This window comes from Pseudohongiella sp. (assembly GCF_011050365.1).
Classification (GTDB): domain Bacteria; phylum Pseudomonadota; class Gammaproteobacteria; order Pseudomonadales; family Pseudohongiellaceae; genus Pseudohongiella.
In genome coordinates this window covers 223,692-248,122 of sequence record NZ_DRFV01000017.1, presented here as the reverse complement: position 1 = coordinate 248,122, position 24,431 = coordinate 223,692, and the positions used below count along the sequence as shown (strand labels likewise).

At 57.2% G+C, this 24,431-nt stretch carries 21 protein-coding genes; 11 read left to right on the top strand and 10 right to left on the bottom strand.

From position 1 onward, the window contains the following. Positions 1–4 precede the first annotated feature (4 nt). From gspL to gspN, 3 genes are read left to right on the top strand one after another with little or no spacing between them, the layout of a single operon-like run. A complete protein-coding gene (gspL, locus tag ENH71_RS15740; protein WP_294135391.1) occupies positions 5–1,342 on the top strand; it encodes a type II secretion system protein GspL in 1,338 nt (445 codons plus the stop codon). Further along, the gene (locus ENH71_RS15735) at positions 1,339–1,824 is read left to right on the top strand and encodes a type II secretion system protein M (protein ID WP_294135393.1); all 486 of its coding nucleotides are present in this window, start codon (positions 1,339–1,341) and stop codon (positions 1,822–1,824) included. Before gspL ends, ENH71_RS15735 begins: the two co-directional genes overlap by 4 nt. A 3-nt stretch (positions 1,825–1,827) precedes the next feature. Continuing rightward, a complete protein-coding gene (gene gspN, locus ENH71_RS15730; RefSeq protein ID WP_294135395.1) occupies positions 1,828–2,628 on the top strand; it encodes a type II secretion system protein N in 801 nt (266 codons plus the stop codon). A 36-nt stretch (positions 2,629–2,664) separates the two neighbouring features. Here gspN and pxpA read toward each other — a convergent pair whose 3' ends face one another. Genes pxpA through pxpB form a run of 3 tightly spaced genes read right to left on the bottom strand, consistent with a single transcriptional unit; the run spans position 2,665 to position 5,107 of the window. Continuing rightward, positions 2,665–3,417 (bottom strand): 5-oxoprolinase subunit PxpA, encoded by a 753-nt coding sequence (gene pxpA, locus ENH71_RS15725; protein WP_317622406.1) that lies wholly within the window; start codon positions 3,415–3,417, stop codon positions 2,665–2,667. A 29-nt stretch (positions 3,418–3,446) separates the two neighbouring features. Further along, a complete protein-coding gene (locus ENH71_RS15720) occupies positions 3,447–4,418 on the bottom strand; it encodes a 5-oxoprolinase subunit C family protein (protein ID WP_294135398.1) in 972 nt (323 codons plus the stop codon). Next, positions 4,415–5,107, bottom strand: coding sequence for a 5-oxoprolinase subunit PxpB (pxpB, locus tag ENH71_RS15715; RefSeq protein WP_294135400.1), 693 nt, complete (start codon positions 5,105–5,107; stop codon positions 4,415–4,417). The genes ENH71_RS15720 and pxpB overlap by 4 nt, the downstream gene beginning before the upstream one ends. Before the next feature lie 36 nt (positions 5,108–5,143). On the opposite strand from pxpB, the gene ENH71_RS15710 reads away from it, so the two are divergent. Together ENH71_RS15710 and ENH71_RS15705 are read left to right on the top strand one after the other, a co-directional pair. Further along, positions 5,144–5,881, top strand: a complete 738-nt coding sequence (locus tag ENH71_RS15710; protein ID WP_294135402.1) for an SIMPL domain-containing protein — start codon at positions 5,144–5,146, stop codon at positions 5,879–5,881. Positions 5,882–6,020: 139 nt separating this feature from the next. Next, on the top strand, positions 6,021–8,210 hold the full coding sequence (locus ENH71_RS15705) for a PQQ-dependent dehydrogenase, methanol/ethanol family (RefSeq protein WP_294135406.1): 2,190 nt from the start codon (positions 6,021–6,023) through the stop codon (positions 8,208–8,210). Here ENH71_RS15705 and uvrA read toward each other — a convergent pair. Beyond that, a complete protein-coding gene (gene uvrA, locus ENH71_RS15700; protein WP_294135408.1) occupies positions 8,174–11,035 on the bottom strand; it encodes an excinuclease ABC subunit UvrA in 2,862 nt (953 codons plus the stop codon). The two genes, ENH71_RS15705 and uvrA, sit on opposite strands and share 37 nt — an antisense overlap. A 185-nt stretch (positions 11,036–11,220) precedes the next feature. Here uvrA and ENH71_RS15695 point away from each other — a divergent pair, with 185 nt between their 5' ends. The 4 genes from ENH71_RS15695 to ENH71_RS15680 are packed head-to-tail and all read left to right on the top strand — an operon-like array spanning position 11,221 to position 14,734. Next, entirely contained in the window at positions 11,221–11,763 is a 543-nt protein-coding gene (locus ENH71_RS15695; protein WP_294135410.1) for a single-stranded DNA-binding protein, read from the top strand. A 26-nt stretch (positions 11,764–11,789) separates the two neighbouring features. Continuing rightward, positions 11,790–12,695 carry an SDR family oxidoreductase gene (locus ENH71_RS15690; protein WP_294135412.1) on the top strand — a complete coding sequence of 302 codons (906 nt, stop codon included), beginning with the start codon at positions 11,790–11,792 and terminating at the stop codon, positions 12,693–12,695. Further along, the gene (locus tag ENH71_RS15685) at positions 12,688–13,911 is read left to right on the top strand and encodes a molybdopterin molybdotransferase MoeA (RefSeq protein WP_294135414.1); all 1,224 of its coding nucleotides are present in this window, start codon (positions 12,688–12,690) and stop codon (positions 13,909–13,911) included. The genes ENH71_RS15690 and ENH71_RS15685 overlap by 8 nt, the downstream gene beginning before the upstream one ends. A gap of 58 nt (positions 13,912–13,969) precedes the next feature. Next, positions 13,970–14,734 carry a hypothetical protein gene (locus ENH71_RS15680; protein WP_294135416.1) on the top strand — a complete coding sequence of 255 codons (765 nt, stop codon included), beginning with the start codon at positions 13,970–13,972 and terminating at the stop codon, positions 14,732–14,734. 277 nt (positions 14,735–15,011) lie between these two features. Here the strand turns inward: ENH71_RS15680 and ENH71_RS15675 are convergent, their stop codons facing one another. The 6 genes from ENH71_RS15675 to ENH71_RS15650 all read right to left on the bottom strand — a co-directional run bounded on the left by ENH71_RS15675 (position 15,012) and on the right by ENH71_RS15650 (position 21,742). After that, complete coding sequence (locus ENH71_RS15675; RefSeq protein ID WP_294135418.1) at positions 15,012–15,422, bottom strand: CBS domain-containing protein; 411 nt, start codon at positions 15,420–15,422, stop codon at positions 15,012–15,014. 164 nt (positions 15,423–15,586) lie between these two features. Then, entirely contained in the window at positions 15,587–16,162 is a 576-nt protein-coding gene (locus tag ENH71_RS15670) for a general stress protein (RefSeq protein ID WP_294135420.1), read from the bottom strand. Between the two features lie 222 nt (positions 16,163–16,384). Beyond that, the gene (locus ENH71_RS15665) at positions 16,385–16,582 is read right to left on the bottom strand and encodes a CsbD family protein (RefSeq protein WP_294135422.1); all 198 of its coding nucleotides are present in this window, start codon (positions 16,580–16,582) and stop codon (positions 16,385–16,387) included. Positions 16,583–16,851: 269 nt separating this feature from the next. After that, positions 16,852–19,995, bottom strand: coding sequence for an efflux RND transporter permease subunit (locus ENH71_RS15660; protein WP_294135424.1), 3,144 nt, complete (start codon positions 19,993–19,995; stop codon positions 16,852–16,854). Then, the gene (locus tag ENH71_RS15655; RefSeq protein WP_294135426.1) at positions 19,992–21,176 is read right to left on the bottom strand and encodes an efflux RND transporter periplasmic adaptor subunit; all 1,185 of its coding nucleotides are present in this window, start codon (positions 21,174–21,176) and stop codon (positions 19,992–19,994) included. The genes ENH71_RS15660 and ENH71_RS15655 overlap by 4 nt, the downstream gene beginning before the upstream one ends. 41 nt (positions 21,177–21,217) lie before the next feature. After that, positions 21,218–21,742, bottom strand: coding sequence for a GbsR/MarR family transcriptional regulator (locus tag ENH71_RS15650; RefSeq protein WP_294135428.1), 525 nt, complete (start codon positions 21,740–21,742; stop codon positions 21,218–21,220). 510 nt (positions 21,743–22,252) lie between these two features. On the opposite strand from ENH71_RS15650, the gene ENH71_RS15645 reads away from it, so the two are divergent. Then, a complete protein-coding gene (locus ENH71_RS15645; RefSeq protein ID WP_294135430.1) occupies positions 22,253–22,681 on the top strand; it encodes a protein tyrosine phosphatase family protein in 429 nt (142 codons plus the stop codon). Between the two features lie 41 nt (positions 22,682–22,722). After that, on the top strand, positions 22,723–24,429 hold the full coding sequence (sulP, locus tag ENH71_RS15640; protein WP_294135434.1) for a SulP family inorganic anion transporter: 1,707 nt from the start codon (positions 22,723–22,725) through the stop codon (positions 24,427–24,429). Positions 24,430–24,431: the final 2 nt, after the last annotated feature.

The following is a 24,431-nucleotide window of genomic DNA, read 5'->3' as shown; positions in this document are numbered from 1 at the left end:
CACAATGACTGATTTATGGGTCAGACAGATCAGCGGCGACACAGAGCATGCCTGCTACCGTTGGTATGAGTGCGAGTCGGGTGAGCAGGGCAGCAGCACGTTGTCAGTGATGGCGGACCGCTGGCCCGAGGCGACGCTGACGCTGCTGATTGCGGGCGCTGACTGCCCCAGTCGGCGTCTGGCGTTCAGGCCTGAAGAAAAAAGGCATCTGACCCGTCTTATTCCCTATGAACTGGAGGCCGACCTGGCGCAAGAAATAGCCGGGCTGCATATTGCCCAGGGCTCGCCCATGCCAGGCAAACACAGCCAGCGCCAGTCGCACACGGCTGACAACGCGGCAACCGACGAAATAGCATCGGAAGTCGTGGTCTCGTATATCGACAGGCGCGAGCTGCATAGCCGGATTACAGAGCTGGAAACGGCCGGTTTTGATGTCAGACATTGCTACGCGGAGCCGTTGTTGCTGCCGGCCACAGCCAGCTGCTGGATTTTGCGACTGTCTGGCAATCAGGTGGATATATGCTGGGGGACGGGCGCTGCTGCCAGTGTCGATTTGTCGATGCTGGGCGTGCTACTGGACTCTGTGTTGCATGCACCAGCGGCCGCAGGAGCCACCCCACCACAGTCTCTGCAACTAGAGGCGCTGACAAGCGATGAGCTGGAGGCCATGAAGGCACAGGTATTGGCCAGTGTGCTGGTGCAGTCCTGGCAGCCGGAGGTAGTGACCATGCTGCTGTCGGGGGAGTGGGATGGCATTTGTCACTCTCGCTCGGACGGCCGCGTCGACAAGGTGTCGCCGGCCATCCCGGACCTGCGTCAGGGAGGATTTGCCCGGCCCGTGCGTTGGCAGAAGATCTGGCGCCCGATGCGCTTACCACTTTACGCTGCCGGCCTGGCGGTATTGACCTTTGTATCGGTGACGTTACTGGAAACCCAGCTCAATAATCAACGCTTCCGATCTCTGCAGCAGGATATTGAATCGGTGTACCGGGAGATTGTGCCTGCAGGTGTGCTGGTCGACGCCGAACAGCAGTTGCGGGCACAACTGGGGCAGTTACGCGGCGACTCTGCGGGTGGCAGTGTACTGGCCCTGCTGGACCGGATTACACCGCATTTGGCACAGAATTCACAGGTCAGCATAAACCGCCTGAGTTATAACGGCAGCAGCTCTGCAACGGCCCGCAGCGAGCTGCAACTCAGCGTCGAGGCCACCAGTAATACTGCTATTCTGCAATTCAGTGAACAGCTCAACAACGGTGGTTTGCAGGCCCGGGCACAGAATATGACGCAGTCAGGCAACCGGCAACAGGCGAGTCTGATTATCACGGAGACAATGCCATGAAAGTAAGAGCCTGGTTGCAGCTGAAAACCCCCAGAGAACAATTGATACTGCTTGCCGGACTGAGTGTGGTGCTGACATATCTGGTGTGGCTGCTGTTGTGGCAACCGATGTCGCAGGCGCGGGCGCTGTCGGCGCAGCGTGTCGCCAATGCCGAACAGTCTTTGCTGTCCGTGCGGGTGTTGGCACAGGAACTCGCCAGTGCGCGCGCGAGCGCGGCGTCAGGTAACAGTGGCACCGGTGGCAATCTGGCACAGTCGCTGGATGAGTCGGCGTCAGCGCTGGGGCTTCGCATCGCATCGCTGGAGCCGTCAGCAGACAATTCATCGGTCGCGGTCCGGCTCAATGACGTCAGCATGGCGACAGTACTGGCCTGGCTGTCTGACGTTGAAAGCAGCGGTGTCATGAGCATTGATGCATTAACCCTGTCGCCGGTGCAAACGCCGGGCAATGTCACCGTCAGCTTGCGACTGCGCGGAAACTGAGTCATGGCCAGGCGGACAAAAACCAAAGCATTGCTGCTGTTACTGGCATTTACCCTGATATGGATCGTGGTGCTGGCGCCTGCGGCCGTCATGACCAGATTGTTGCCCGCCAATGCACCTCTGGTGTTGCAGGGCATTACCGGCACTGTCTGGTCCGGCGTCGCGGCGCAGGCAGCGCTGGCGGAGAGTGGGCAGGTGCTGGTCCAGGGGCGCCTGGCCTGGCGGGTCAGGCCACTGTCATTGCTGCGCCTGTCCCCCTGTGTTGAGCTCACCTTTGTCGACAGCGGGTTGCCAGCAGCGCCGCAGGGCACTGTGGCGGGCACCGCGTGTGTGACGGCTGGTGGTGATCTGACCTTGCGTGATGTGACCTTTGATTTGCCGGCAGCGTATTTTCTGCGATCTGCGGACCTGCGTCTGGGTGGCGAGATCTCCGGACTGCTGACGACATTGACATGGCAGGCCGGCAGTCTGACGGCGCTTCACGGACAAGGTCTGTGGAGCAACGCCGGGATTCTGTCTGATGCGCTGAACCTGACCCTGCAAACCTTGCCGTTCAGCTTTCGTCGCGACAGTGATGACAGCATTATTGTGCAGCTGGACAATGGCGATTTGCTTGCCCAGCAAAGGGATACACCGCTGCATGTTGCACTGCAGTCAACAGTGACACTCGATGGCAGCTTCCACACCCGGGCGGAACTGACCGTCCAGTCACAAACAGCGGATTCGGTGATCGAGCTGCTGGACGTAGTTGCCGAGCCGCAGGGCGCTGGTCTTTATACACTGGAACTCCGCAGCCAGCCCTGAGTCCGGGTCAGTCTGCTATCTGCAGCAGGTCTCAGGTCAATGGCAGGCACGGATAAGGATGCCGGTATCACCCAGGCATAAATGCAACGCCTGGGCGAAAGCCAACGCCTGTGGGGTGTCGCCATGAACGCAAAGCGTATCCGCCACAATCGGTATCATTTTGCCATCATGGGTTTGCACGCGCTGCTCAGTGATGATGCTCATGGCCTGCTGCATGGCCACTTCCGTATCCTCAATAACAGCGCCGTCGCACGAACGTGGCAACAGACTGCCGTCGGCCTGGTAGGCACGATCAACAAAAGCTTCGGCACAGGTTTTTATGCCGGCTTCGTGACCGGCGCGAAGCAGTTGGCTACCCGCCAGGCCGACCAGTGTCAGTGAGGCATCGAACGACTTTACGGCGCGGGCAACTTGTCTGGCCAGGGTCAGGTCCCGGGCGGCCTGGTTATAAAGAGCACCATGGGGTTTGACAAAATGCACAGTTGCAGCGGCGTCGTGGGCCAGGTTTTGCAGGTAGGTCAACTGCTCCAGCAGAGACTGTTGCAGTTGGTCTGCTGACATTTTCATTGCCACGCGACCCATATTGGCCCGGTCGGGATAGGACGGGTGTGCCCCAATACAGACGCCGTTTTTTTTGGCCAGCTGCAGAGCGACACGAATGTCGGACTCATCGCCAGCGTGCGCTCCACAACTGATGTTAGCCGATGAAACCAGGGCCAGCAGCTCAGCATCCAGGGCACCACCTTCGCCCAGGTCTGCATTCAGGTCTATGTGCAATCCTGTTGCCATGCCGGCTCCGTGTTGCGGGCGTGCAGCCGCTATGACTGTGACCAGCCAAGCCACAGCTCTAGCTGTTTCAGTTTCAGCGACTGCGTCGCCGACAGTGCCAACGCATCATCAATGGAAATCTGCAAAAAATTGATTACCGTGCCGGGCGACAAATAGGCAAGTTGCCAAAGGTCGGCAGCGACAACACTGCCTAACTGAGGGTAACCGCCGGTGGTTTGGCCGTCATTGCCCAGGATGATGGGCTGTCCGTCAGGCGGAATCTGTATCACGCCGGGCATGACGCCGCTTGATTGCCGGTCGCCGGGCTGTTGCAACCTGAGGCGCTCGCCGTTGAGGCGCAGTCCCATTCGATTGCTCAGTGGTGTCACCTGCCACTCTGTGTGCCAGAAGGCGGACTGACTGCGGTCTGTGAAGGCCCCGTATTCGGGCCCCGTGACGGTGCGCAGTGTCATGTTTGCCCGGGCCTGTCTGATGCCGTGCGATTTGGCGCCTTTATTGGATTGCCGCGATGAAATCGCTACCGGCAATATATCTCCGGCGCGCAGAGTCCGTCCCTGATAACCGCCGAAAGCGTTATTCAGGTCGGTGCTTCTTGACCCCATGACCAATGGCACATCAATGCCCCCGGCGACGGCCAGGCAGCTTCGCTGACCCGGGTCTGCCGCCGCCTGACAGTGTATGCGGTGGCCGGCGGGAATATCATGAATAAAACCGGGTGCCAGGTAGTCCTGAATGCTGTGCTTACCATCAGGCGTCATCAGTCGTGCCCGCATATCGGTGCCCATCAATACAATCTGAATGTCCTGATGCGCCTTGAGCCAGGTCGGGCCAAAGCTCACCTCCAGCCCGGCTGCATCGATCGGGTTGCCCAGTAGCAGGTTGGCCGCCATCAGCGCAGGGGTGTCCATCATGCCGGTCAACGGCACACCCAGGTGACGCAAACCGGATCGTCCGGTGTCCTGAACGGTTAACAGGGGGGAGGCCCGTAGCACTTCAATCATGACCGGGTCTCCACAGGCACAAACCGAACCCGGTCACCGGGTTTCAGTAGACAGGGTGGGTTACCTTGCGGATCAAACAGCTTGCTTGGGGTGTGGCCAATGATATGCCAGCCGCCCGGTGTGGCCGACGGGTAAATGCCCGTGTAGTGGTCGCCGATAGCGACGGCGCCAGCAGGGATACTGGTCGCCGGTGTTTTTTTACGTGGTATGGCGAGTGTCGTATCCAGGCCGCCCAGATAGGCAAAGCCGGCCATAAAGCCCAGGCATTGCACCAGGTATTCGGGTGCGCTGTGACGCTGGATAATCTCGTTCACGTCGAGCCCGGTATGTCGCGACAGTTGTGTCAGGTCAGGACCGTTTTTGCCACCATAGCTGACCGGGATCTCAATCAATGCTGATTCGTCGCGGATCTGACCGTCTTCCAGCCACAGTGATTCAGCGTGCTGCAAAACCTGCTCAGTGATAACGCCACGATGCATGACCAGCAGCAGATTGCCAGGTCCGGGTACAACTTCCTGCAGCATGGCAGCGCGGTCCGGGTGGCTGCGCAAGGCCTGTGCCAGTTGGCAGATACGAAGTTGCAAGGCCGGGTCTGGCTGCGCTTCGGTATTAGAGTGATCATGTTCAGCGAAGCGCAGCAGAATTGCGCTCTCGTTAACATAACTTATGCTGGGTTCTGGTATGCTCATAGCGTCACTCTAATCCAGCTTCAGGGGTAATCACAAATGACAAATGAGAAATTTTCCGGCGTTGTCACAATTTTTGTTGTACTGCTCGTCGGCATGATGGCCGGCGCCTGCACATCTGTGCACGCACAGCAGACGCTGTTGCCAGAGGGTCAGACACTGATAACGCTGTCGGTGACCGAACGTATGAACGTTGAACAGGATCTGGTTATCGCCAGTTTGCGTATCGAAGCCGAAGACAGTAATGCTTCGGTAGTGCAGAACCGGATCAACAGCGTCATGGCCCGCGGCCTGGAGCAGGCACGTGAGGCAAACGAGGTCAGTCAGAGTACCGGTTACTATAATGTTTATCAATATGATCGACAGCCTCAGGGCGGACGTGCGGAGACTCTGTGGCGGGGCTCACAAAGCCTGACCCTGGAGGCTAAGGACGCACAGGCGCTGCTGGCACTGGCGGGCGAGTTGCAGGCTATGGGTTTTGTCATGAACCAGTTGTCCTACCAGTTGAGCACAGAGCGCGCTGACGAGGTTCGGGACTCGCTGATGGAGTCGGCGATAGCACGAGCCACGGAAAAAGCCGAGCGCGCGACCAGAGCGCTGGGCAAATCACGTTTCGATATCGCAGTGCTGGATGTGGATACCTCCTCCGATTACTCGGCACCGGTGATGATGCGGTCCATGGCTGATACGGGGAGCCGTGAAATGGCGCCGCCAAATGCCGAGCCAGGCGAAACCGAGGTTACCCTGAATGTCCGGATTCAGGCCGTGGCGCAATAAATCTGCGTTAACCAAGTGGCACCAGGATAAAGGCTGCCGAACGGGCGTTCATCCATGCTTGCGCTTGAGTGGCAGGCTGTTTATGCTCATGTCAGCATCCTAAACTGCCATAACAAACAGAAGAACAGGAATAAGGTTTATGCATATTCAGACTCCGGCCAGCGTACCCGCTCATCGCCGACTTGCCTTCTATCGCTCACTATCAGGTCTGCTCGTCGCCGGCATCCTGGCAGCATGCTCGCCGGAGCAGGACACAGCCGTGTCCGGCACCACAAATCCGGCAAGCGCCGGCCAGATGGCGACAGCCAGTGAGGCGCGAAGCCCGATTCAGCCCGTGGATGCGGCGCGCATTAACGGCGCTGCAAACAATAACAGTGACTGGCTGACGCATGGCCGGACCTATGCCGAAGATCGCAACAGTCCGCTGAACCAGATCAACCGCGACACCGTGGCAGATTTGGGCCTGGCCTGGGATTTTGAACTGGATACCGACCGCGGCCAGGAGGCAACACCGCTGGTTATAGATGGCGTGGTGTATCTGACTTCGGCGTGGAGCAAGGCTTTTGCCGTGGATGCCCGCACCGGCGAAGAAATCTGGCGTTATGATCCGGAGGTGCCGCGCGAGTACGCGGCCAATGCCTGCTGTGATGTGGTCAACCGGGGCCTGGCGGCCTGGGGCGACAAGGTTTATCTGGGGGCGCTTGATGGCCGCCTGATCGCGCTGAACCGGGCCACCGGTGATGTGGTCTGGTCTGTTGTGACGGCGGACCCTGAGCAGCGCTATACCATTACCGGTGCGCCGCGCATTGTGGATGGCAAGGTCATCATCGGCAATGGTGGTGGCGAGCTCGGTGTACGCGGCTACGTGTCAGCCTATGATGCCGAAACCGGTGACATGGTCTGGCGCTTCTATACTGTGCCAGGTAACCCGGCGGATGGTTTTGAAAATGAGGCCATGGAGATGGCAGCAGAAACCTGGGCCGGGGAGTGGTGGCAGATTGGTGGTGGCGGCACGGCATGGGACTCCATGGCTTACGATCCGGATCTGGACCTGCTCTATGTCGGTGTGGGTAACGGCAGTCCCTGGAATCATGAGATCCGCTCCAATGGTGAGGGTGACAACCTGTTCCTGTCTTCCATCGTGGCTCTGCGGCCGGATACCGGTGAATATGTCTGGCATTTCCAGACCACGCCGGCGGAGTCCTGGGACTACACAGCGACCCAGCACATGATTCTGGCTGACCTGGAAATCGATGGCGAACTGCGTGAGGTCATCATGCAGGCGCCGAAGAATGGCTTCTTTTATGTGATTGATCGGGCCACCGGGGAGTTCATTTCCGGTGAAAACTACGTTGAAATCAACTGGGCCAGTGGTCTTGATGCCGTCACCGGTCGTCCCATTGAGGCCGAAGTTGTGCGTTATCAGCGTGACCCCGCGGTCGTCATTCCGGGTCCATTGGGTGGCCATAACTGGTACCCGATGTCTTTTGATGCCGACACCGGACTGGTCTACATCCCGACCCAGAACACGTCCTACGTCTACTCCAATCCGGCTGAGTTCGTTGAGCAATCAGTAGGCTGGAACTTGGGGCAGGATGCTGCGCCCGGACCCGCAGTAAACCCGGAAGAAGCCAATCGCGTGCTGGAAATGTCACCGTCGGCACTGCTGGCATGGGATCCCGTGGAGCAGCGTGAAGTCTGGCGCGTGAACTATCCGGTATATGGCAACAGCGGTCTGTTATCGACCGGCGGTGGTCTGGTGTTTCAGGGTTCGGCCGACGGAGTTTTCCATGCCTATACCACTGACACCGGTGAACGTTTGTGGTCGACCGAGGTTGGCGACGCGATTCTGGGTGGACCGGTTACCTACGAGCTGGATGGCGAGCAATATGTGCTGGCGCTGGCAGGACAGGGCGGCGCTATTCCGCTGACCATGGGCCTGCTGTCAGGCAATTATCCGCGTGAGCGCAATGGCCGTCTGATGGCATTCAAGCTGGGTGCCGACATGCAAAGTCCGATAGTAGCGACAACGCCGCTCGAACCACTGGATGTGTCCGGTGCCCAGAGCGATGGTGATGCCGACTATGGCGCCATCATGTACGGTGCCTACTGTTCGGTGTGTCACGGCACCTTCGCCATGAGCTCGGGCCCGCTGCCGGACCTTCGTTACACCCCGATGATGCTGAGCGAAGAAGGTTTTGCCAGCATCGTACTTGAAGGCAGTCTGTCCAGCCGCGGTATGCCCGGCTTCGCTGCCGATATCGGGCCGGCGGAAGCCGAAGGTATCCGCGCTTACTTGCTGGAGCTGGCAGCGTCAGTCGCAAACTGAGAGAACAGGCGCGCGAGATAGTGGCCGGTATGGGACACTGTTGAGCGCGCCACTTTTTCGGGCGTGCCTTCGGCAACAATCTGGCCGCCGCCATTGCCACCTTCCGGACCCAGATCGACGATCCAGTCAGCAGTCTTGATGACATCCAGGTTGTGTTCGATGACCACAATGGTATTACCCTGATCACGCAACTTGTGCAGCACCGCCAGCAGTTGCCGGATGTCTTCGAAGTGCAGACCGGTAGTGGGTTCATCAAGGATATACAAGGTCTGGCCAGTGTCGCGCTTGGACAGTTCTTTTGCCAGTTTCACCCGCTGCGCTTCACCGCCTGACAGTGTGGTTGCCGCCTGTCCCAGACAGATATACGACAGGCCGACTTCCATCAGGGTCTGCAATTTGCGCGCAATGGCGGGTACCGGATCAAAAAATTCCCGTGCATCCTCAATCGTCATGCCCAACACTTCGCTGATGTTTTTGCCTTTGTATTTCACTTCCAGGGTTTCGCGGTTATAACGTTTGCCGTGACAGATATCACAGGATACATAAACGTCCGGCAGAAAGTGCATTTCCACCTTCACCATACCGTCGCCCTGGCAGGCTTCGCAGCGGCCGCCCTTGACGTTAAAACTGAAGCGGCCGGGATTGTAGCCCCGGGTGCGCGCTTCCTGGGTGCCGGCAAACAGTTCGCGCACCGGCGTGAAAATACCGGTGTAGGTTGCCGGGTTGGAGCGTGGCGTGCGCCCGATCGGGCTTTGATCGATATCGACTACCTTGTCCAGCAACTCCAGGCCCTCGACACTCTCAAACGGGGCTGGTTCCAGTGTGGTGGCGCCGTTGAGACGGGTTGCCGCCACCGGGTAAAGCGTGTTGTTGATCAGGGTTGACTTGCCAGAACCGGAAACCCCGGTAACGCAGGTGAACAGTCCCAGTGGTATTTTGAGATCTACATTCTGTAAATTGTTGCCGCTGGCGTTCTTCAATAGCAGCATTTTTTTAGCATCGGGCCTGTTGCGTTGTTCCGGTATTTCGATGCGGCGCTTACCGGACAGGTACTGACCGGTCAATGAATCTTCGGCTGCGATAATGTCGGCGACCTGTCCTTGTGCCACTATCTGCCCGCCATGCACGCCGGCGCCGGGACCGATATCAATGACATGGTCGGCGCTGCGAATGGCGTCTTCATCGTGTTCCACCACGATAACGGTATTGCCAATATCCCGCAGATGGAAGAGCGTGGACAGCAGTCTGTCGTTATCGCGCTGATGCAGGCCAATGGACGGTTCATCCAGGATATACATTACCCCGACCAGGCCGGCGCCGATCTGGCTGGCCAGCCGGATGCGTTGTGCTTCACCACCAGACAGGGTGTCGGCACTGCGGCTCAGGGTCAGATAGTTCAGCCCGACATCGATCAGGAACTGCAGGCGTTGTTCCAGTTCGCGCAGAATCTTGTCAGCGATGGTGGCACGCGAACCCTGCAAAGTCAGCGAATGGAAATAGTCGAACGCCTGCACGATGGTCATGCTGGTGATATCGGGTAAGGTGGTGCCTTCTATGTAAACATGGCGGGCGTCACGGCAAAGTCGCGTACCTTCGCAGTCAGGACAGGCATGTGAGCTCAGATAACGCGCCAGCTCGTCACGCACGGTTTGTGACTCGGTTTCGCGATAACGCCGCTCCATATTGGGCAGGATGCCTTCGAAGGCGTGGCGCCGCACTGTGCTGTCACCGCGGTCGTTCATAAAACGGAAATCGACATCTTCACCGTTGCTGCCATGCAGAATGATGTCCTGTTGGCGCTTGCTGAGCTCTTCAAACGGCGTGTCGACCGCAAATTTGTAATGCGCAGCCAGTGAACTGAGCATCTGGAAATAGTAAAAATTGCGCCGGTCCCAGCCGCGGATGGCGCCCTCGGCCAGCGATAGCGAGGTATCGGTCATGATGCGCTGGGCGTCAAAGAACTGCTTCACGCCCAGGCCGTCACAGCTGGTGCAGGCGCCTGCCGGGTTGTTGAAGGAGAACATGCGCGGCTCCAGCTCGGCAATACTGTGGCCACACACCGGGCACGCGAAACGTGATGAAAACGTCAGTTCATCGCGGGGAGCATCGTCATCCATGAATGCTACGCTGACCAGGCCGTCGGTCAGTTGCAGGGCGGTCTCCAGGCTTTCTGCCAGCCGCTGTTGAATATCCGGACGTACTTTCAGGCGATCAATGACGGCTTCGATCTGATGTTTTTTGTTTTTTTCCAGCTCCGGCGGGTAGTCCAGCTCGGTGACCGTGCCGTCGATGCGGGCGCGGATAAATCCGGCGCTGAGCAATTCCTTGAACACATGCAGGTGCTCACCTTTGCGGTCGCGCACCACCGGCGCCAGAATCATGATCTTGCTGCCCTCCGGCAGCGCCAGGATCTGGTCTACCATCTGGCTGACGGTCTGGGCCTGCAGCTTCTTGTGGTGGGTTGGACAGAAAGGTTCGCCGGCGCGGGCGAACAGCAGGCGCAGGTAATCGTAGATTTCGGTGATGGTGCCGACGGTGGAGCGCGGGTTGTGCGAGGTCGACTTCTGCTCGATGGAAATGGCAGGCGAGAGGCCTTCGATGTGGTCAATGTCGGGCTTGTCCATCATTGACAGAAACTGGCGGGCATAGGTCGACAGGGACTCGACATAACGACGCTGACCTTCGGCGTACAGCGTGTCGAACGCCAGAGATGATTTGCCGGACCCTGACAAACCGGTAATGACCACCAGTTTGTTGCGAGGGATGGTCAGATTCACATTCTTCAAATTATGGGTTCTGGCACCCCGGATCGTGATCTTGTCCATGTTTTTCCCGCACTTCCCCGCGCCATTGGCGCAACAACAAAACAGGCAATTATGGGCAATATTGGCTGATATCGCAAAGCCGATTACAGTTTGTCGGCATTTTATCGTGTTGTCGGCGACAACGCCGGATTCATGCTATGCTTTAAAAACAAGTTAAGCATAACCGGACGGGAGGACAGCACAAGGTGGCAAGTCGCGGCGTAAACAAAGTGATATTGGTAGGTAATGTAGGCAAGGATCCGGAGACACGTTATTTGCCCAGCGGTGGTGCGGTGACCAATGTGACGCTGGCCACCAGCGACACGTGGAAAGACAAGAACACGGGGCAGCCGCAGGAAAAGACCGAATGGCACCGTATTGTATTCTTCAACCGACTGGCAGAAATCGTCAACGAGTATGTGCGCAAGGGCAGCAAGCTCTACATTGAAGGCCGGCTGCAGACCCGAAGCTGGGAGCAGGATGGCATCACCCGCTATGCCACTGAAATCGTTGCCAATGAAATGCAGATGCTGGACTCGCGCGGCGGCGGTGGAGGCGGCAATCAGGATGACCAGTTCGGCCAGAACAGCCGTCAGGAGCCGCAATCGTCTTACGGTGGTGGTCCTTCGGGCAGTTCTGCTGGCGGCAATGCCGGCGCAGCGCGCGGCGGTCAGGGACAGCAGCCTGCCGGTAACAATCCTTCGCGACCGGCCGATTTTGACAATTTTGACGACGACATACCGTTCTGACAGGCGGGCCGGAGCACACACCGCAGGTGAAGCTATTAATTATCGGAGCCGACAGTGGTGTCGGTGTTGAACTAGGCAAACTTCTCAACGAGCGCCAGATCAGCTGGGTAGCGCCGGACGCTGGCGCTATTCTGCCGAAAGATCCGCTCAGTGTCGCCAGAATCATTACCCAGGCAGCCCCTGATCAGGTGATTAATCTGGCGGCTTTCGCTGCCGGCAGCCAGCACGCGGTGTTGAAGGCCGAGACCCATCCCGAAGAGTGCGAGCTGATCAATCTCAAACAAACCGAGCTGGTGGCGCAGGTATGCGATCATCTGCATATTCCGTTGATTCATCTGTCAACAGCATATGTGTTTGGTGGCGACAAAAAGCTGGCCTATAACGAGCAGGATTTGCCCAAGCCCCAGGGCGTCTACGGGCAAACCGCACTGGCTGCAGAGCAGGCAATTGTAGCGACGACAAAACAGCATATTATCGTTCGCGGCGGTTGGCTGTTCGGTCGTCATCAGGATGAGATGTTGCGGCACTGGCTGGACGAGCTCAAGAAAGGTGATGGCAGTGTCACCGTTTACCGACGCAAATTCGCGCCTACCCCCATTGAAGACCTGGCCAGAGTCCTGTTGGCGATATGCCAGCAGGTCGACTGCCACGCAGATGTGTGGGGCATTTATCACTATGCGGCTCTGGAACCTCTGCGCGAAAGCGAGTTTGTCCAACAACTGGTCAAGTTCGCGGCCCAGCACGATGAGGCCGTGTATCGACTGCTGGATCATCTGACCATAAACCTCAGCCGCACCGAAGTCCCGCAGATTGCCAATGCGACGCTGGCGACCAAAAAAATATTCGAAACCTTTGGCGTTAAGCCAAGGCCCTGGCACGGCAGTCTGCAACGCCTGGTGAAATCCTGGTACAAGGCGCGCGGCGATGCCTGAGTCGGCGGCCAGCTCACTGATGCCGGTTGAGCAGGCGCTGACGCGGTTGCTTGACGAAGCGAGGCCGCGATTGGTCAGTGAAACCGTTGCGCTGGCGCAGGCCGGTGGACGGGTGCTGTTTGAGGAGATCGTTGCCGCCTGTGATGTTCCGCCCTGGCACAACAGTGCCATGGATGGCTATGCCGTCGACAGCCGGTCATTGCGTACAGATGCTCCCCTTGTCGTCAGCCAGAGAATACCCGCCGGCGTAGCGCCTGAGGCGCTGGTGCCGGCAACTGCTGCCCGCATTTTCACGGGCGCTCCCATGCCTGAGGGTGCGGACGCTGTTGTCATGCAGGAGAACTGCCGCATGCAGGATGGCCAGGTTGTTGTGACATCGCCGGTAGCGTCCGGCGAAAATGTCCGGCGGCAGGGCGCAGACGTCGCCCGGGGCAGCACTTTGCTGCAGGCCGGCCATCGTTTGCGCCCTCAGGACATTGGTCTGCTGGCAGCCACGGGGCACGCAACAGTGCAGGTGGGTAGACGACCAAGCGTGGCGCTGATGACGACGGGTGATGAACTGGTCGAGCCGGGACAGCCGTTGCGACCGGGACAGATCTACAACAGCAATTTTTACACGCTGGCTGCTTTGTTGCGGGCCCTGGGTATTGAGCTGATTGATGCCGGAAGGGTTCCCGACACGCTGGCAGAGACCGAAACGGCATTGCGTCAGGCGGCGCAGCAGGCTGACTGCATTATTACCAGCGGTGGTGTGTCTGCCGGCGAAGAAGATCATGTGCGCTCGGCGCTGCAGCGCTGCGGAGAACTGGCAATCTGGAAGCTGGCGTTAAAACCCGGGAAGCCGTTTGCGTTTGGCAAAATCGATGGTTCGCTGCTGTTCGGGCTGCCCGGTAACCCGGTGTCGGCGTTTGTCACCTTTCTGTTGCTGGTCAGGCCGGCACTGTTGGCGATGATGGGCGCGACTGACAGCAGCCTGCCGGAGCGCGTCGAACGCTCCGGGTTTGCACTGCCTGTCTCGGGGCCGCGTCAGGTTTACTTGCGTGTATGTCTGCAAGGCGGTGCCGGTGACAGGGAATTACAGGTGCTGCCTGATCAGAGTTCCGGCGTCCTGAGCTCGGTTTCCCGCGCCGACGGGTTGGCTATCATTCCGCCTTTTACCGCGGTGGCGCCCGGCGATCAGTTGAGATTCCTGTCGTTTAGTGACATAGTTTATTGAAGTAGTTTACAGACCATATTCAACGCGCATTCGTCAGCAGTAGCGAGTATCCATTCCCATGTACGTGCCCCAATGGTTGCAATTGTATCCGGGCGTTCGCCTGACGGTGATGGCGGCTCTGTTGCTGGCACTGACAGGCTGCGAAATGTCGCAGCCTGAAAGCGTAACCTATTCCGGCTCCGAGCCCGATCGGGCGCCCGATGTGGCGGTGGTGGTGACGGAGCAGGCTGCGGCTGAAGCCGCGCGCGAAGACGCTGAACGCCACCGACGATACATCGCCAACATTCTGTACGACGGCATGCGTGCATTGCGCGCTGATCGGCTGATGACGCCCCCTGAAGACAGCGCCTACCACTATTTCAGTCGGGTATTGGCATTTGAGCCGGATAATGCAGTCGCCCATGATGGCATGCGCGACATCGCGTTACGATATTTGCAGTTGGCAGACACCGCGTCCAGACAGGGTCAGTTTGACAATGCGGAGTCATTCCTGCGCCGTGCCGAGAGTGTCAACGACGAGCTGCCAGCCATTGCTGATGCCAGGCAGACGCTGGCTACTGCGCGTGCCCAGACGCATAGCGTGCACACTCTGAATAATGGTGAACTGGCCGCGAGACAGCCGTCAGTTGCCCAACAACTCAATGATATTGCCCGTCTGGCGGCAGAGCACAATACTTTCGTACTGATTACGGCACCCAGCGACGAACTGGGCAGATGGATATACGCACAGTTGCAGGCGTCGATGACAGATTCACGGCTGCGGGCTGATATCGAAATCGGTGAGCAGGCCTCTGTTCGTCTGGTGTTGCCGCGCGCTACCTGAGCCGAATTCAATTATGCAAAAAAACGGTCACGGCTTCATCAATCTGACATATTGAGCTGATATTGTACCCACCATCGGCAGCAAGGGGGACAGTCCTGCTTCGCCGAGTGACAAGGTAATGACTCTTCGTGGAAGGTGAGTGATTAGCGTCGTCAGGTTTCAAACCGATTGATAGCAGTGGTTTTCTTCATTTTGAACCGGGTATGTCCCTGGCAAAAAGGACTGCCCGGTTTTTTTATGGCCGTGAGGATTGGCTGACGCGCCGCAATGGTCCCGGTCAGGGTGTTGCGCCCAAATGTCTGATGCCGGCGAGAATTTGTCGGCAGGTGATTTGCCCGACCAGCAGATTGTTGTCCGATACCACGGGTCTGCGCCGCTGACCCTTGGCAAGCATGTCATTGGCGACATTGATAATATCGTCGCTGATACGGGCTGAGTTGATATTCTCGGTAATCATGTGTTCGCTCACCAGCCCTACGGTGCCCTGACTGTACGTAGCAGCCAGTATGCCACGCAGACAGTCAAGTTCTGACAGGATTCCCAACAGCGTGCCATCTTCGCGAGTGACACAGAGCCCGGATACCTTGTTGCTGGTGATCAGGTCAACGGCTTCGTGAAGAGACGCATCGGGCGCTATGGTGATGGGTTTCTCCAGCATATAGTCTTTCAGATCGACGGAGCGCAGCATGGCATGATCTCTTGTTTTTTTGATTCGGAATATTGATTCAAGCGCCGGTGAACTGCTGATACCGGTCATCCGGTACCACTCATACCATTACCATCAGTCTACCCGCCACCCGGCAAGGTTTCAATCATGGCCTGGCAAAGTCTACCGGCGGCCGGCGCTTTCTGCTATTCGTCAGGATCCTGCTGTTTCAGTTTATGGACTTTGGCATGATGGCCACCGTGGCGGGATAACAGGTCGATTACTTGCTTCTCGTTGACGTTATCAGTGATTCTGACAAACAGCAGGATATGTCCTTCATCAACCTGTTGTTGCAGGTAATCCGCATCATTTTGCTGAATTATTTTTCCTGCCATGGCACCAATAGCGCCTACCGCAACAACGCCGCTGAGTGCCGCCAGCAAGGCGCCACCGAAAATGGCGGAAGAGGCAACGACGGCGCCCATGGCGCCGGTAGTGCCGACAAAAAACAGGCTACCCCCCAGCGAATCCTGCTGTTGGTTGGCGTCGTCCTTGCCCACAAACGCAGTGACAGGAGACTGCCCTGGTTCATGCGTGTTGTTGGTTTGGGTATAAAAGTCGCCCAGCGACTCGCGCACGGAATTTTCGCTTGCCAGCAGTCCGATATGGTCCGGACTGATGCCGGCGGAACGCAGGTCTTTGACGACGCTTTTGATACTCTGAGGATCAAAAAAAACCGCGATGGCTTCACGAATTGTTTTTTTACCGTTTGTGCTAGTCATAAGTTTCCTTATCCTTGGCGGGCTGATCAGCGCCCGGCTGCGAAATTGGAATGCGCTTATTTCTTTAACAACGATATCCGAGAATAACCATGTTGACAAAAAAAATCCACTGGCGTGTTTTTAACCGCAACAGACGCAGTCGCAGAGCACGAAAAAGCCCCGGTCAGGGCAGGAGTTCCGCTCTGATCGGGGCTTTGGGTATGAGCCGCTGCAGGCTACGCTTTACAAGGAGTCGAGGTAGTCTTCTACCTCTTTTTTGGCCTCTTCCTTGCTCTTGCCATAACGTTCCTGGACGATGCCTATCAGGCGTTCGCGGTTACCTTCAACACGGTCAAGGTCACTTTCAGTGAGCTTGCCCCAGTTAGATTGAACAGACCCTTTCAATTGCTTCCATTTACCTTCGAAAATGTCGTTATTCATATATTTCTCCTTGAGAAAATGAATTTGGCGTAATTTGCCGATGTAATTCAGCTGTGCCGATGATACAACGGGCGCCACGAGCAGTTTGTGTCATGACATGACATTGACCGTTCTTTGTTTTCTCGTGTTTTGCAGATCAGTCTATCAAAATACTATTGATATTTCTTTTCACTGCGTCACTCAGAGTATAGCAATACCGCACCGGCGGGCAACCCTGATTCAGCTAACACATGGGTAACGTCTGCGACCAATCGCTAGCGGCAGCTGGATTAGCTGGCAGGCTGCGCTATGGGTTCAGGGTCTCCTGCGGGAGTGCTTCGAAACAGCCGGGTCAGGTCTTCCAGAATGAGATAAAGCGAAGGTATCAGGAACAGAGTCAGTACCGTCCCGAAGGCGATGCCAAAACCCAGAGACAGTGTCATCGGTATGACCATCTGCGCCTGCATGCTGTTCTCAAACATGATCGGGAACAGTCCCAGAAACGTGGTCAGCGAGGTCAGCAAAATCGCGCGGAAGCGACTGGTGCCGGATTCGACCACTGCCTCGAGCATACTCATGCCGTCGCGACGCGCGCGGTTGACAAAGTCGACCAGAATCAGACTGTCGTTGACGATAACGCCGGCCAGTGCGACCAGGCCAAACAGCGACATCATGCTCAGCGTCGTATCAAACACGATGTGTCCTATCAATGCACCGATAAATCCAAAAGGAATAACGGCCATCACAATGAATGGCTGTGTGTAGGATTTTAGTGGCACTGCCAGCAAAGCGTAGATCAGGAACATGGCTGCCAGAAAACAGACAGCGATGCGTTGAATCAATTCCGCCTGTTCCTGGCTGGCGCCACCGAGGCCAAAGGTCACATCGGGATAGGTGGCCGTCAGTTCCGGTACAAAGTTTTGCATAATATCGCGGATAACCGCCGCCGACTGTGCCATCTCTGGGTTAACATCCGCTGTTACCGACACTGTGCGTTGTCGATCAATGCGCTGGATGGTGGAAAATCCTTCACCGACAGTGGCCTCGGCCACCTCGGAGAAGGGCACTTCGTCACCATTGGCGGTTCTGATACGCATGTTCTGCAGGCTGGCAATGGATTTGCGGTCAGCTTCGGGGTATCTCACCATGACTTTGAGTTCGTCGCGACCGCGCAGTAGCCGTTGCGCTTCTTCGCCGTAGAAAGCCTGCCGGACCTGGGTGCCGAGGTTGGTGGCGTTGAGACCTAACTGCTCGGCGTTGGGTTTGATGTTGAGACGAATCTCGTCACCACCGCGGCTGTAGGAGTTGGTGACATCAAACACACCGGTATATGCGCCAAGTTTGCGTTCGAGTGCGTTGGCTGCCAACTCCAGTTGCGCATAATTCGAACCCATCAACCGCAGGTTGATGGCCGAGCCACCACCGGCGCTGGTGCTGGAGAAAAAGCGCACATCGCGCGCCCCGGGAATCGTGCCGACCCGCGCCCGCCAGCGTTGTTCGATCTCCAGCGCGTCTACTGAACGTTCCTCCGCCTTGGTCAGTTCAACCAGGACTTCGCCACCGCTGTCACCGTTAGTGAACACCATGACATGGTCAACCGGGTTTTCGTCGGGGTACTCTTCGTTCAGGCTCAGGATGGCCTGTTCCATGCGTTCCAGTGCATTATTGCGGGCCTCGTATGATGAGCCTTCATTCATGTTGACACTGGCCTGAATAAAGTCGCTGGGTATGTTGGGGAAGAACTCAAAGCGCACCAGTCCGCCAATCACCAGCCCGGCACTGAGGATCAGGGCGGTGAGAAATAACGCTACTGTGGCATATCGGTTGGTCACAGCCTTGATCAATGCGGGCTTGTACACGTTATGTGTGAAATGTGACAAAGCTTTTGCGACGCGATGCTGGTAGCGTTCGAGCATACTGGCCTTTTTGGGCTTGATCTTCTTGATGCGGGTATGCGCCAGGTGCGATGGCAAAATCAGTTTGGATTCGATCAGTGAAAAGAACAGGCACAGAATAACGACCATGCCGATAGCTTCAAAGAAGGGCGCGACCTGCCCACCCACCAGTAACATGGGGGCAAAGGCTGCGATAGTCGTCAGTACACCAAACGTTGCGGGCACTGCCACGTGCTTGACGCCGGTTATCACATTATCCAGGCTATGGCCGTTGCGTGTGACTTCGGTATGAATGCTTTCGGCGGTAATAATGGCATCATCAACCACGATGCCCAGTACCAGGATCAGGCCGAACAGGCTGAGCATGTTGATGTCAACAGGGAACGGCCCCATTGGCATCAGAAAGATGGCTCCAAAGAAACTGATGGGGATGCCGACCATTACCCACAGTGCGATCTTCAGGCGCAGGAATGTGGTCAATACCAGAAACACCAGCATGGCTCCCATCAGCAGGTTGCCCAGCATCATGTTGAGCTGTGCTTTCAGGTAAAAGGCGTTGCTGCCCCAGCTGTCAATGCTGACACCGGGCGGAAAACTGCCCTGGTTCCGGTCAATGTATTCGGAGACGGCACGGTCAATATCGAGAACGTTCTGTTCCGGCGTCGCCATGATCTGAATGTTAAGCGATCGGTTGCCGTCAAAACGCGAGAAGTTCTCGGTCTCGACAAAACCATCAACGATGGTGGCGATGTCCCTGACCAGCAGACGGCTGCCGTCCGGGTTGGTGCGAAGTACGATGTTGCCAAATTCCTCGCCCGTATAAGCCTGCTCCTGTGTGCGCAGCTGGATGCGGCCGGTGTCAGTACGAATGGCACCGCCGGGTACGTCGATGGAGGCACTGCGAATCGCGGCAGCCACCTGTCCCATGGTCAGGCCATATTTGCGCAGTGTGTTCTCTGAAACTTCAATGGCGATTTCATAGTCGCGATCGCCCTGAATTTGAGCCTGGCTCACTTCCGGTAACAGAAGAATATCGTCCCGTATGCTCTGCGCCAGGGTTTTCAGGGCGCGGTCATCCAGGTTGCCGAATATGGATACCTGAAGTACCGGCTGGGTGATTTCTATCTCGCGGACGACAGGGCGTTCGGCGTCGTCAGGAAACGTGGAGATACGATCAATCCGGCTTTTGACCTCGTTGAGCAACTCCATGACATCATAGTTGCCCGACACCTCCATCATCATGCTGCCGGAACTTTCCCGCGCTGTTGAGTTGATGCGATTGATGCCGCTTAGCCCTTGTATGGCCTCTTCCATGGGAACCACAATGGCCAGCTCCACCTCTTCAGGCGCAGCACCGGGGTAGGCCATGCTGGCGGTGATCATGCGTGTTTCAAACTCCGGGAACACCTGGATTTTGATAAAAAACACCGATGCAAAGCCTGCTGCAATAATGAACAGCATCAGCAGATTGGCGGCGACCGAGTTCGAGCTGAACCAGGCAATAATGCCTTTATGTTTTGTGGTGGGTAAAGCCTTCATGATTGACCTGCATCCGGATTAACACGCATGCCCTCAATGGGGATGGCAACAGGTGACACAATCACGCTGTCGTTGTTGTTCAGACCTTCGTTGACGTAGACCCGGTCTCCCGCGCTGCGAATGACATTGACCTGACGCTGGCGCAAGCGCTGTTCCTGATCCATGACCAGTACCTGATTGCCATTGCGCAAAGCCTCCAGTGGCAGGTCGAATACACCCGTGACCCGGATGCCTTCAATGTCGGCATTAACAAAAGTGCCGGCCGGCAGGGCTGGTTGGCCAGACTGGCTGCGCAGTCCGTAGGGGTCATTGACGCGCGCAACGGCGTAATGCATTCGACTGTTGCTGTCGACGACGCCTTCAGTGCGAACAATCTCCGCCTGCCAATGATGGCGCTTACCAGCGACGTTGGCGGCCAGGGTTACTGACGCTGCGTTGGCGGGTGCCAGTTGTCCCGGTTCGGGTAGCCGCAGCCATCGCATATCACTGTCGCTGAGCGGCAAACGGATTTCGGCATAGTCAACGGCGAATACTTCTGCGATCTGTGCGCCGGTACCCAGGTACTGGCCAATGTCGGCGGATTTATCGCGTACCAGAGCGTCATAGGGTGCCCGCACGGTAGTTCGGTCCAGTTGCCGTTGCGCGCGGCGCAACTCGGACTCTGAATACAAAACACGGGCTTCAGCTTCACGCAGAAACGGAGTGCGCAGCGCGATTGCCGGGGCGTTTTCACGAGGCCTTCCGGAGAGGTCCCATTCCCTGGCGGCCTGATCTGCCTGCGCCCGTTGCTGTGCCAGTTGGGCCTGGGCAGTCAGCAGATTCGCCTGGGCCTGATCCACCGCCACTTCATAGTCGGCGGGGTCGATATTGAGCATGATTTCGCCTGCGCTGAAAAAGCCTCCGGAAACCAGTTTGTCGGATACGTCGGTTACCCGGCCCGACACCTCGGCGACTATCGTCGTCTGTGTGCGCGGAGCCACAGTGCCCTGGGAACTGACATTGATGTTCATGTCGACGCTGGTGACAATCATAATTTCAACCGGAACGACACGCTCGGCGGTAGGTGTGCTGGGAGGCTGTGGTCTGAGCATGATCATGGCAGTGGTTGCTGCAACGCCGGCAGTGATGATGAACAGGGGTAGCAGCCAGCGCCGGCTGGTTTGCCAAAGAGTCGATTTCATGTGAGTTCCTTGATGTGGTTCATGTCCGTATTTTTCAGTCATCAGTTTCGGCTGTCTGGTGCACCGGACAGACGTTCCAGTAACAATTCGTTGCTCAGCACTGCTTCCCGGTAGAAATGTCGCATTTGCTGCAATCGTTTCTTGGTGTCGGTCAACGCCGTCGGAATATTGTTGTCCGCGGTTTCCACAATGGACTGCATATGACGCATTCGCTGCAGATAGCCGTCAATCATACGCAGGAACGGAGCGTCACTGAGCTGATAATAGTCCTGGCGGTCGCCGGGAATTGTGACTTTCTCGATAAAGCCGATAGTGACCAGCATGCGGGCATTGGTGCTGACGCTGCCGCGGCTGACTTTCAGCTCCTCAGCCAGCTGGGCAAAGCTGACCGGTCCGCCGTGGATGATAAAGTAGCCGGCGATACGCCCGGCGATCCGTGGCAGGCCGTCGGTCTGGGAAGTCAGGCCCATTTGCTCGACAAAATAGCTCACCCCGTCGATGTCAGCATCCCGTGATGACGGTTGCCGGGCCGGAAGTGTATCAGCGGGATTTGTGTTGGTATGCATCAATGATTGCCAGGTTGTTTAGTTGTGACTGAATAGACTGAATGATATGCCATTGTGGTGCGCTGTGACATGTGGAATGTGGACATATGCGACAAACCGCCGTCCAGGCCGGTCAGTCGGTTAAGCGGTCAGTCTGTTGACTGAACCGGTTTTACATTCACGGCGTATCCATGACAAACACACTCACTTGCAATACTGGAAACTGGGTGTGTCGCGATTCGATTGACATGATGCAACGGAAGGTTCGACGGTTGTGCCCGGCCAGGTTTTACTTGCGCCGGGTTTTTTTATGTCCGGATAAGCCATTGCTTTGCGCCAGCGCATAAACTGGCCGGGCCGACGTTGTCATAATGCTCTGTTCGGGGTGCTGCTGAGCGGCAGATTCCGGAGATTGACAGGGAGCGATGAATTGATTGTTGTGGCGCGTTACAATAGGCTACGCCAACGCGGCAATGGTGACGAGCAATGATAAAACAGGTCGTTCCCTGATCTGTGAACATGGAGTTGAATATGACAGCAAAACAAGTGACAGATGAATTTTCGGTCGCAGAGCAGATTACTGCTGATGACGTGGATGTGTTGGCAGCGGCTGGGTACAAAACCATCATCTGCAATCGGCCTGACGGCGAAGCTGTCGGGCAACCACCGGTGTATGAAATCCAGGGAGCGGCAGAAGATCACGGTATGATTTTCCGTCACATTCCCGTGGTATCAGGCCAACTGAGCATGCAGGATATTGCCGAATTCACCGCGGCGCTGGATGAATGTCCGGCTCCCGTACTTGCCTTTTGCCGGACTGGCACGCGCTCGATACAGCTTTGGGGCCTGGTCAAGGGGCTCAAGGGCATGCCGCCCAAGGATATCGTCGAACGCGGCGCTGAACTTGGCTACGATCTGCGCGGCGTTGCCGGGTGGCTTGCGCAACAACAGCAGGAGTAGCGTGCGGCAGTGCCGCATAACTGAATGACAGGGCCACGCCTATGCGTTATTTCCCCGTTCTGAGTTGGGCCAGGTTATACACCTCGCAGCAATTCTCTGACGACCTGCTGGCATCGGTTATTGTCATGGTTATGCTGGTGCCGCAATCACTGGCCTACGCCATGCTGGCGGGCCTGCCACCCGAGATGGGGCTCTACGCCAGCATACTGCCACTGGTGGCCTATACCGTTTTTGGCACCAGCCGTGCCCTGTCGGTCGGGCCGGTTGCCGTTATTTCCCTGATGACAGCGGCAGCCATATCCGGACTGGGTCTGACGGATCCGGCGCAAATCGTCAGCGCTGCGATGACGCTGGCTTTGATGTCCGGTTTGTTTCTGGTCGTGCTGGGTATTCTGCGCCTGGGTTTTCTTGCCAATTTTCTGTCACACCCGGTGATTGCCGGCTTTATAACGGCCTCTGGCATTCTGATTGCGATCGGTCAGCTTCCTGCCTTACTGGGGCTGAGCGCTTCCGGGCATAATTTGCCCGAGCAATTACAGGCTCTGAGCGCTGCCGCTCTCAGTGCCTGGCCTGATCTGAATCTGCCTACCATAATCACGGGCCTGGCCACGCTGGTTTATCTTTTCTGGGCACGAAGCAAGCTGGCGCCGCTGTTGCGCAGGGCGGGTGTGTCGGATCGGCGCGCTGTCATTTCCGCCCGACTCAGTCCGATCGTGGCTGTTGTCGCCAGTGGAGCTGCAGCGTGGTACTTCAATCTCGGTGAGCGTGGCCTGGCTCTGGTGGGCGAAGTGCCGGCCGGACTGCCTGTGCCCGGGCTGCCGGCGTTATCATCAATTCCCTGGACGAGTCTGATGGGGCCAGCTGTGCTGATTGCCATTCTGGGATTTGTGGAATCAGTGTCTGTTGCTCAGGGGCTGGCGGCGAAGAAACGGCAACGTATAGATCCGAACCAGGAGTTGATCGGTCTGGGGGCTGCCAACCTGGCCGCCGGTTTTTCCGGTGGTTTTCCGGTCGCCGGCGGTTTCGCGCGCTCCGTTGTCAACTTTGATGCCGGTGCGGCAACGCCGGCCGCCGGTCTGTTTGCTGCCATATTGATTGCTGCGGCGACATTTGTCCTCATGCCGTTACTGGCCTGGTTACCCAAGGCGACCCTCGCTGCGACCATTATCGTCGCGGTCTGGTCGCTGGTCGATATTGCCATTGTCAGCAAGGCCTGGCGTTATTCCCGGGCGGACTTTATGGCCGTCACCGCGACTATTGTGTTGACGTTGCTGGTGGGCGTGGAGACGGGTGTCGCCGCCGGTATTGTGGTCTCCGTTCTGGTGCACCTGTACAAAAGCTCCCGACCCCATGTGGCGATTGTGGGAGAGATACCCGGCAGTGAGCATTTTCGCAATGTGACACGCCACCAGGTGATCACCCATCGCCATATTCTGTCGCTGCGTATTGATGAGAGCCTGTACTTCGCCAATACCCGTTATCTGGAGGACCTCATATACAAAGAAGTTTCAGAGCGCGGGGAGCTGCAGCATGTCATTCTGATGTGCAGCGCAGTCAACGAAATTGATCTGAGTGCCCTGGAATCACTGGAAGCGGTTAACCGACGACTGGCCGAGATGGGTATAAAGCTGCACATGTCTGAGGTCAAGGGCCCGGTCATGGATGCCCTGCAGCGATCACACTTCCTGCACGATCTGAGCGGCCAGGTGTACCTGAGTCAACATCTGGCCGTGCAGGATCTGGTCTAGGG

Coding starts and splice junctions, on each gene's coding strand:
- ENH71_RS15660 (WP_294135424.1), bottom strand. CDS start 19,995: ATGAAGGCTTTACCCACCACAAAACATAAAGGCATTATTGCCTGGTTC.
- ENH71_RS15680 (WP_294135416.1), top strand. CDS start 13,970: ATGTACGTGCCCCAATGGTTGCAATTGTATCCGGGCGTTCGCCTGACG.
- ENH71_RS15705 (WP_294135406.1), top strand. CDS start 6,021: ATGCATATTCAGACTCCGGCCAGCGTACCCGCTCATCGCCGACTTGCC.
- ENH71_RS15720 (WP_294135398.1), bottom strand. CDS start 4,418: ATGATTGAAGTGCTACGGGCCTCCCCCCTGTTAACCGTTCAGGACACC.
- ENH71_RS15670 (WP_294135420.1), bottom strand. CDS start 16,162: ATGACTAGCACAAACGGTAAAAAAACAATTCGTGAAGCCATCGCGGTT.
- uvrA (WP_294135408.1), bottom strand. CDS start 11,035: ATGGACAAGATCACGATCCGGGGTGCCAGAACCCATAATTTGAAGAAT.
- ENH71_RS15665 (WP_294135422.1), bottom strand. CDS start 16,582: ATGAATAACGACATTTTCGAAGGTAAATGGAAGCAATTGAAAGGGTCT.
- pxpA (WP_317622406.1), bottom strand. CDS start 3,417: ATGGCAACAGGATTGCACATAGACCTGAATGCAGACCTGGGCGAAGGT.
- gspL (WP_294135391.1), top strand. CDS start 5: ATGACTGATTTATGGGTCAGACAGATCAGCGGCGACACAGAGCATGCC.
- ENH71_RS15650 (WP_294135428.1), bottom strand. CDS start 21,742: ATGCATACCAACACAAATCCCGCTGATACACTTCCGGCCCGGCAACCG.
- gspN (WP_294135395.1), top strand. CDS start 1,828: ATGGCCAGGCGGACAAAAACCAAAGCATTGCTGCTGTTACTGGCATTT.
- ENH71_RS15645 (WP_294135430.1), top strand. CDS start 22,253: ATGACAGCAAAACAAGTGACAGATGAATTTTCGGTCGCAGAGCAGATT.
- ENH71_RS15685 (WP_294135414.1), top strand. CDS start 12,688: ATGCCTGAGTCGGCGGCCAGCTCACTGATGCCGGTTGAGCAGGCGCTG.
- ENH71_RS15655 (WP_294135426.1), bottom strand. CDS start 21,176: ATGAAATCGACTCTTTGGCAAACCAGCCGGCGCTGGCTGCTACCCCTG.
- ENH71_RS15675 (WP_294135418.1), bottom strand. CDS start 15,422: ATGCTGCGCTCCGTCGATCTGAAAGACTATATGCTGGAGAAACCCATC.
- ENH71_RS15710 (WP_294135402.1), top strand. CDS start 5,144: ATGACAAATGAGAAATTTTCCGGCGTTGTCACAATTTTTGTTGTACTG.
- ENH71_RS15735 (WP_294135393.1), top strand. CDS start 1,339: ATGAAAGTAAGAGCCTGGTTGCAGCTGAAAACCCCCAGAGAACAATTG.
- pxpB (WP_294135400.1), bottom strand. CDS start 5,107: ATGAGCATACCAGAACCCAGCATAAGTTATGTTAACGAGAGCGCAATT.
- sulP (WP_294135434.1), top strand. CDS start 22,723: ATGCGTTATTTCCCCGTTCTGAGTTGGGCCAGGTTATACACCTCGCAG.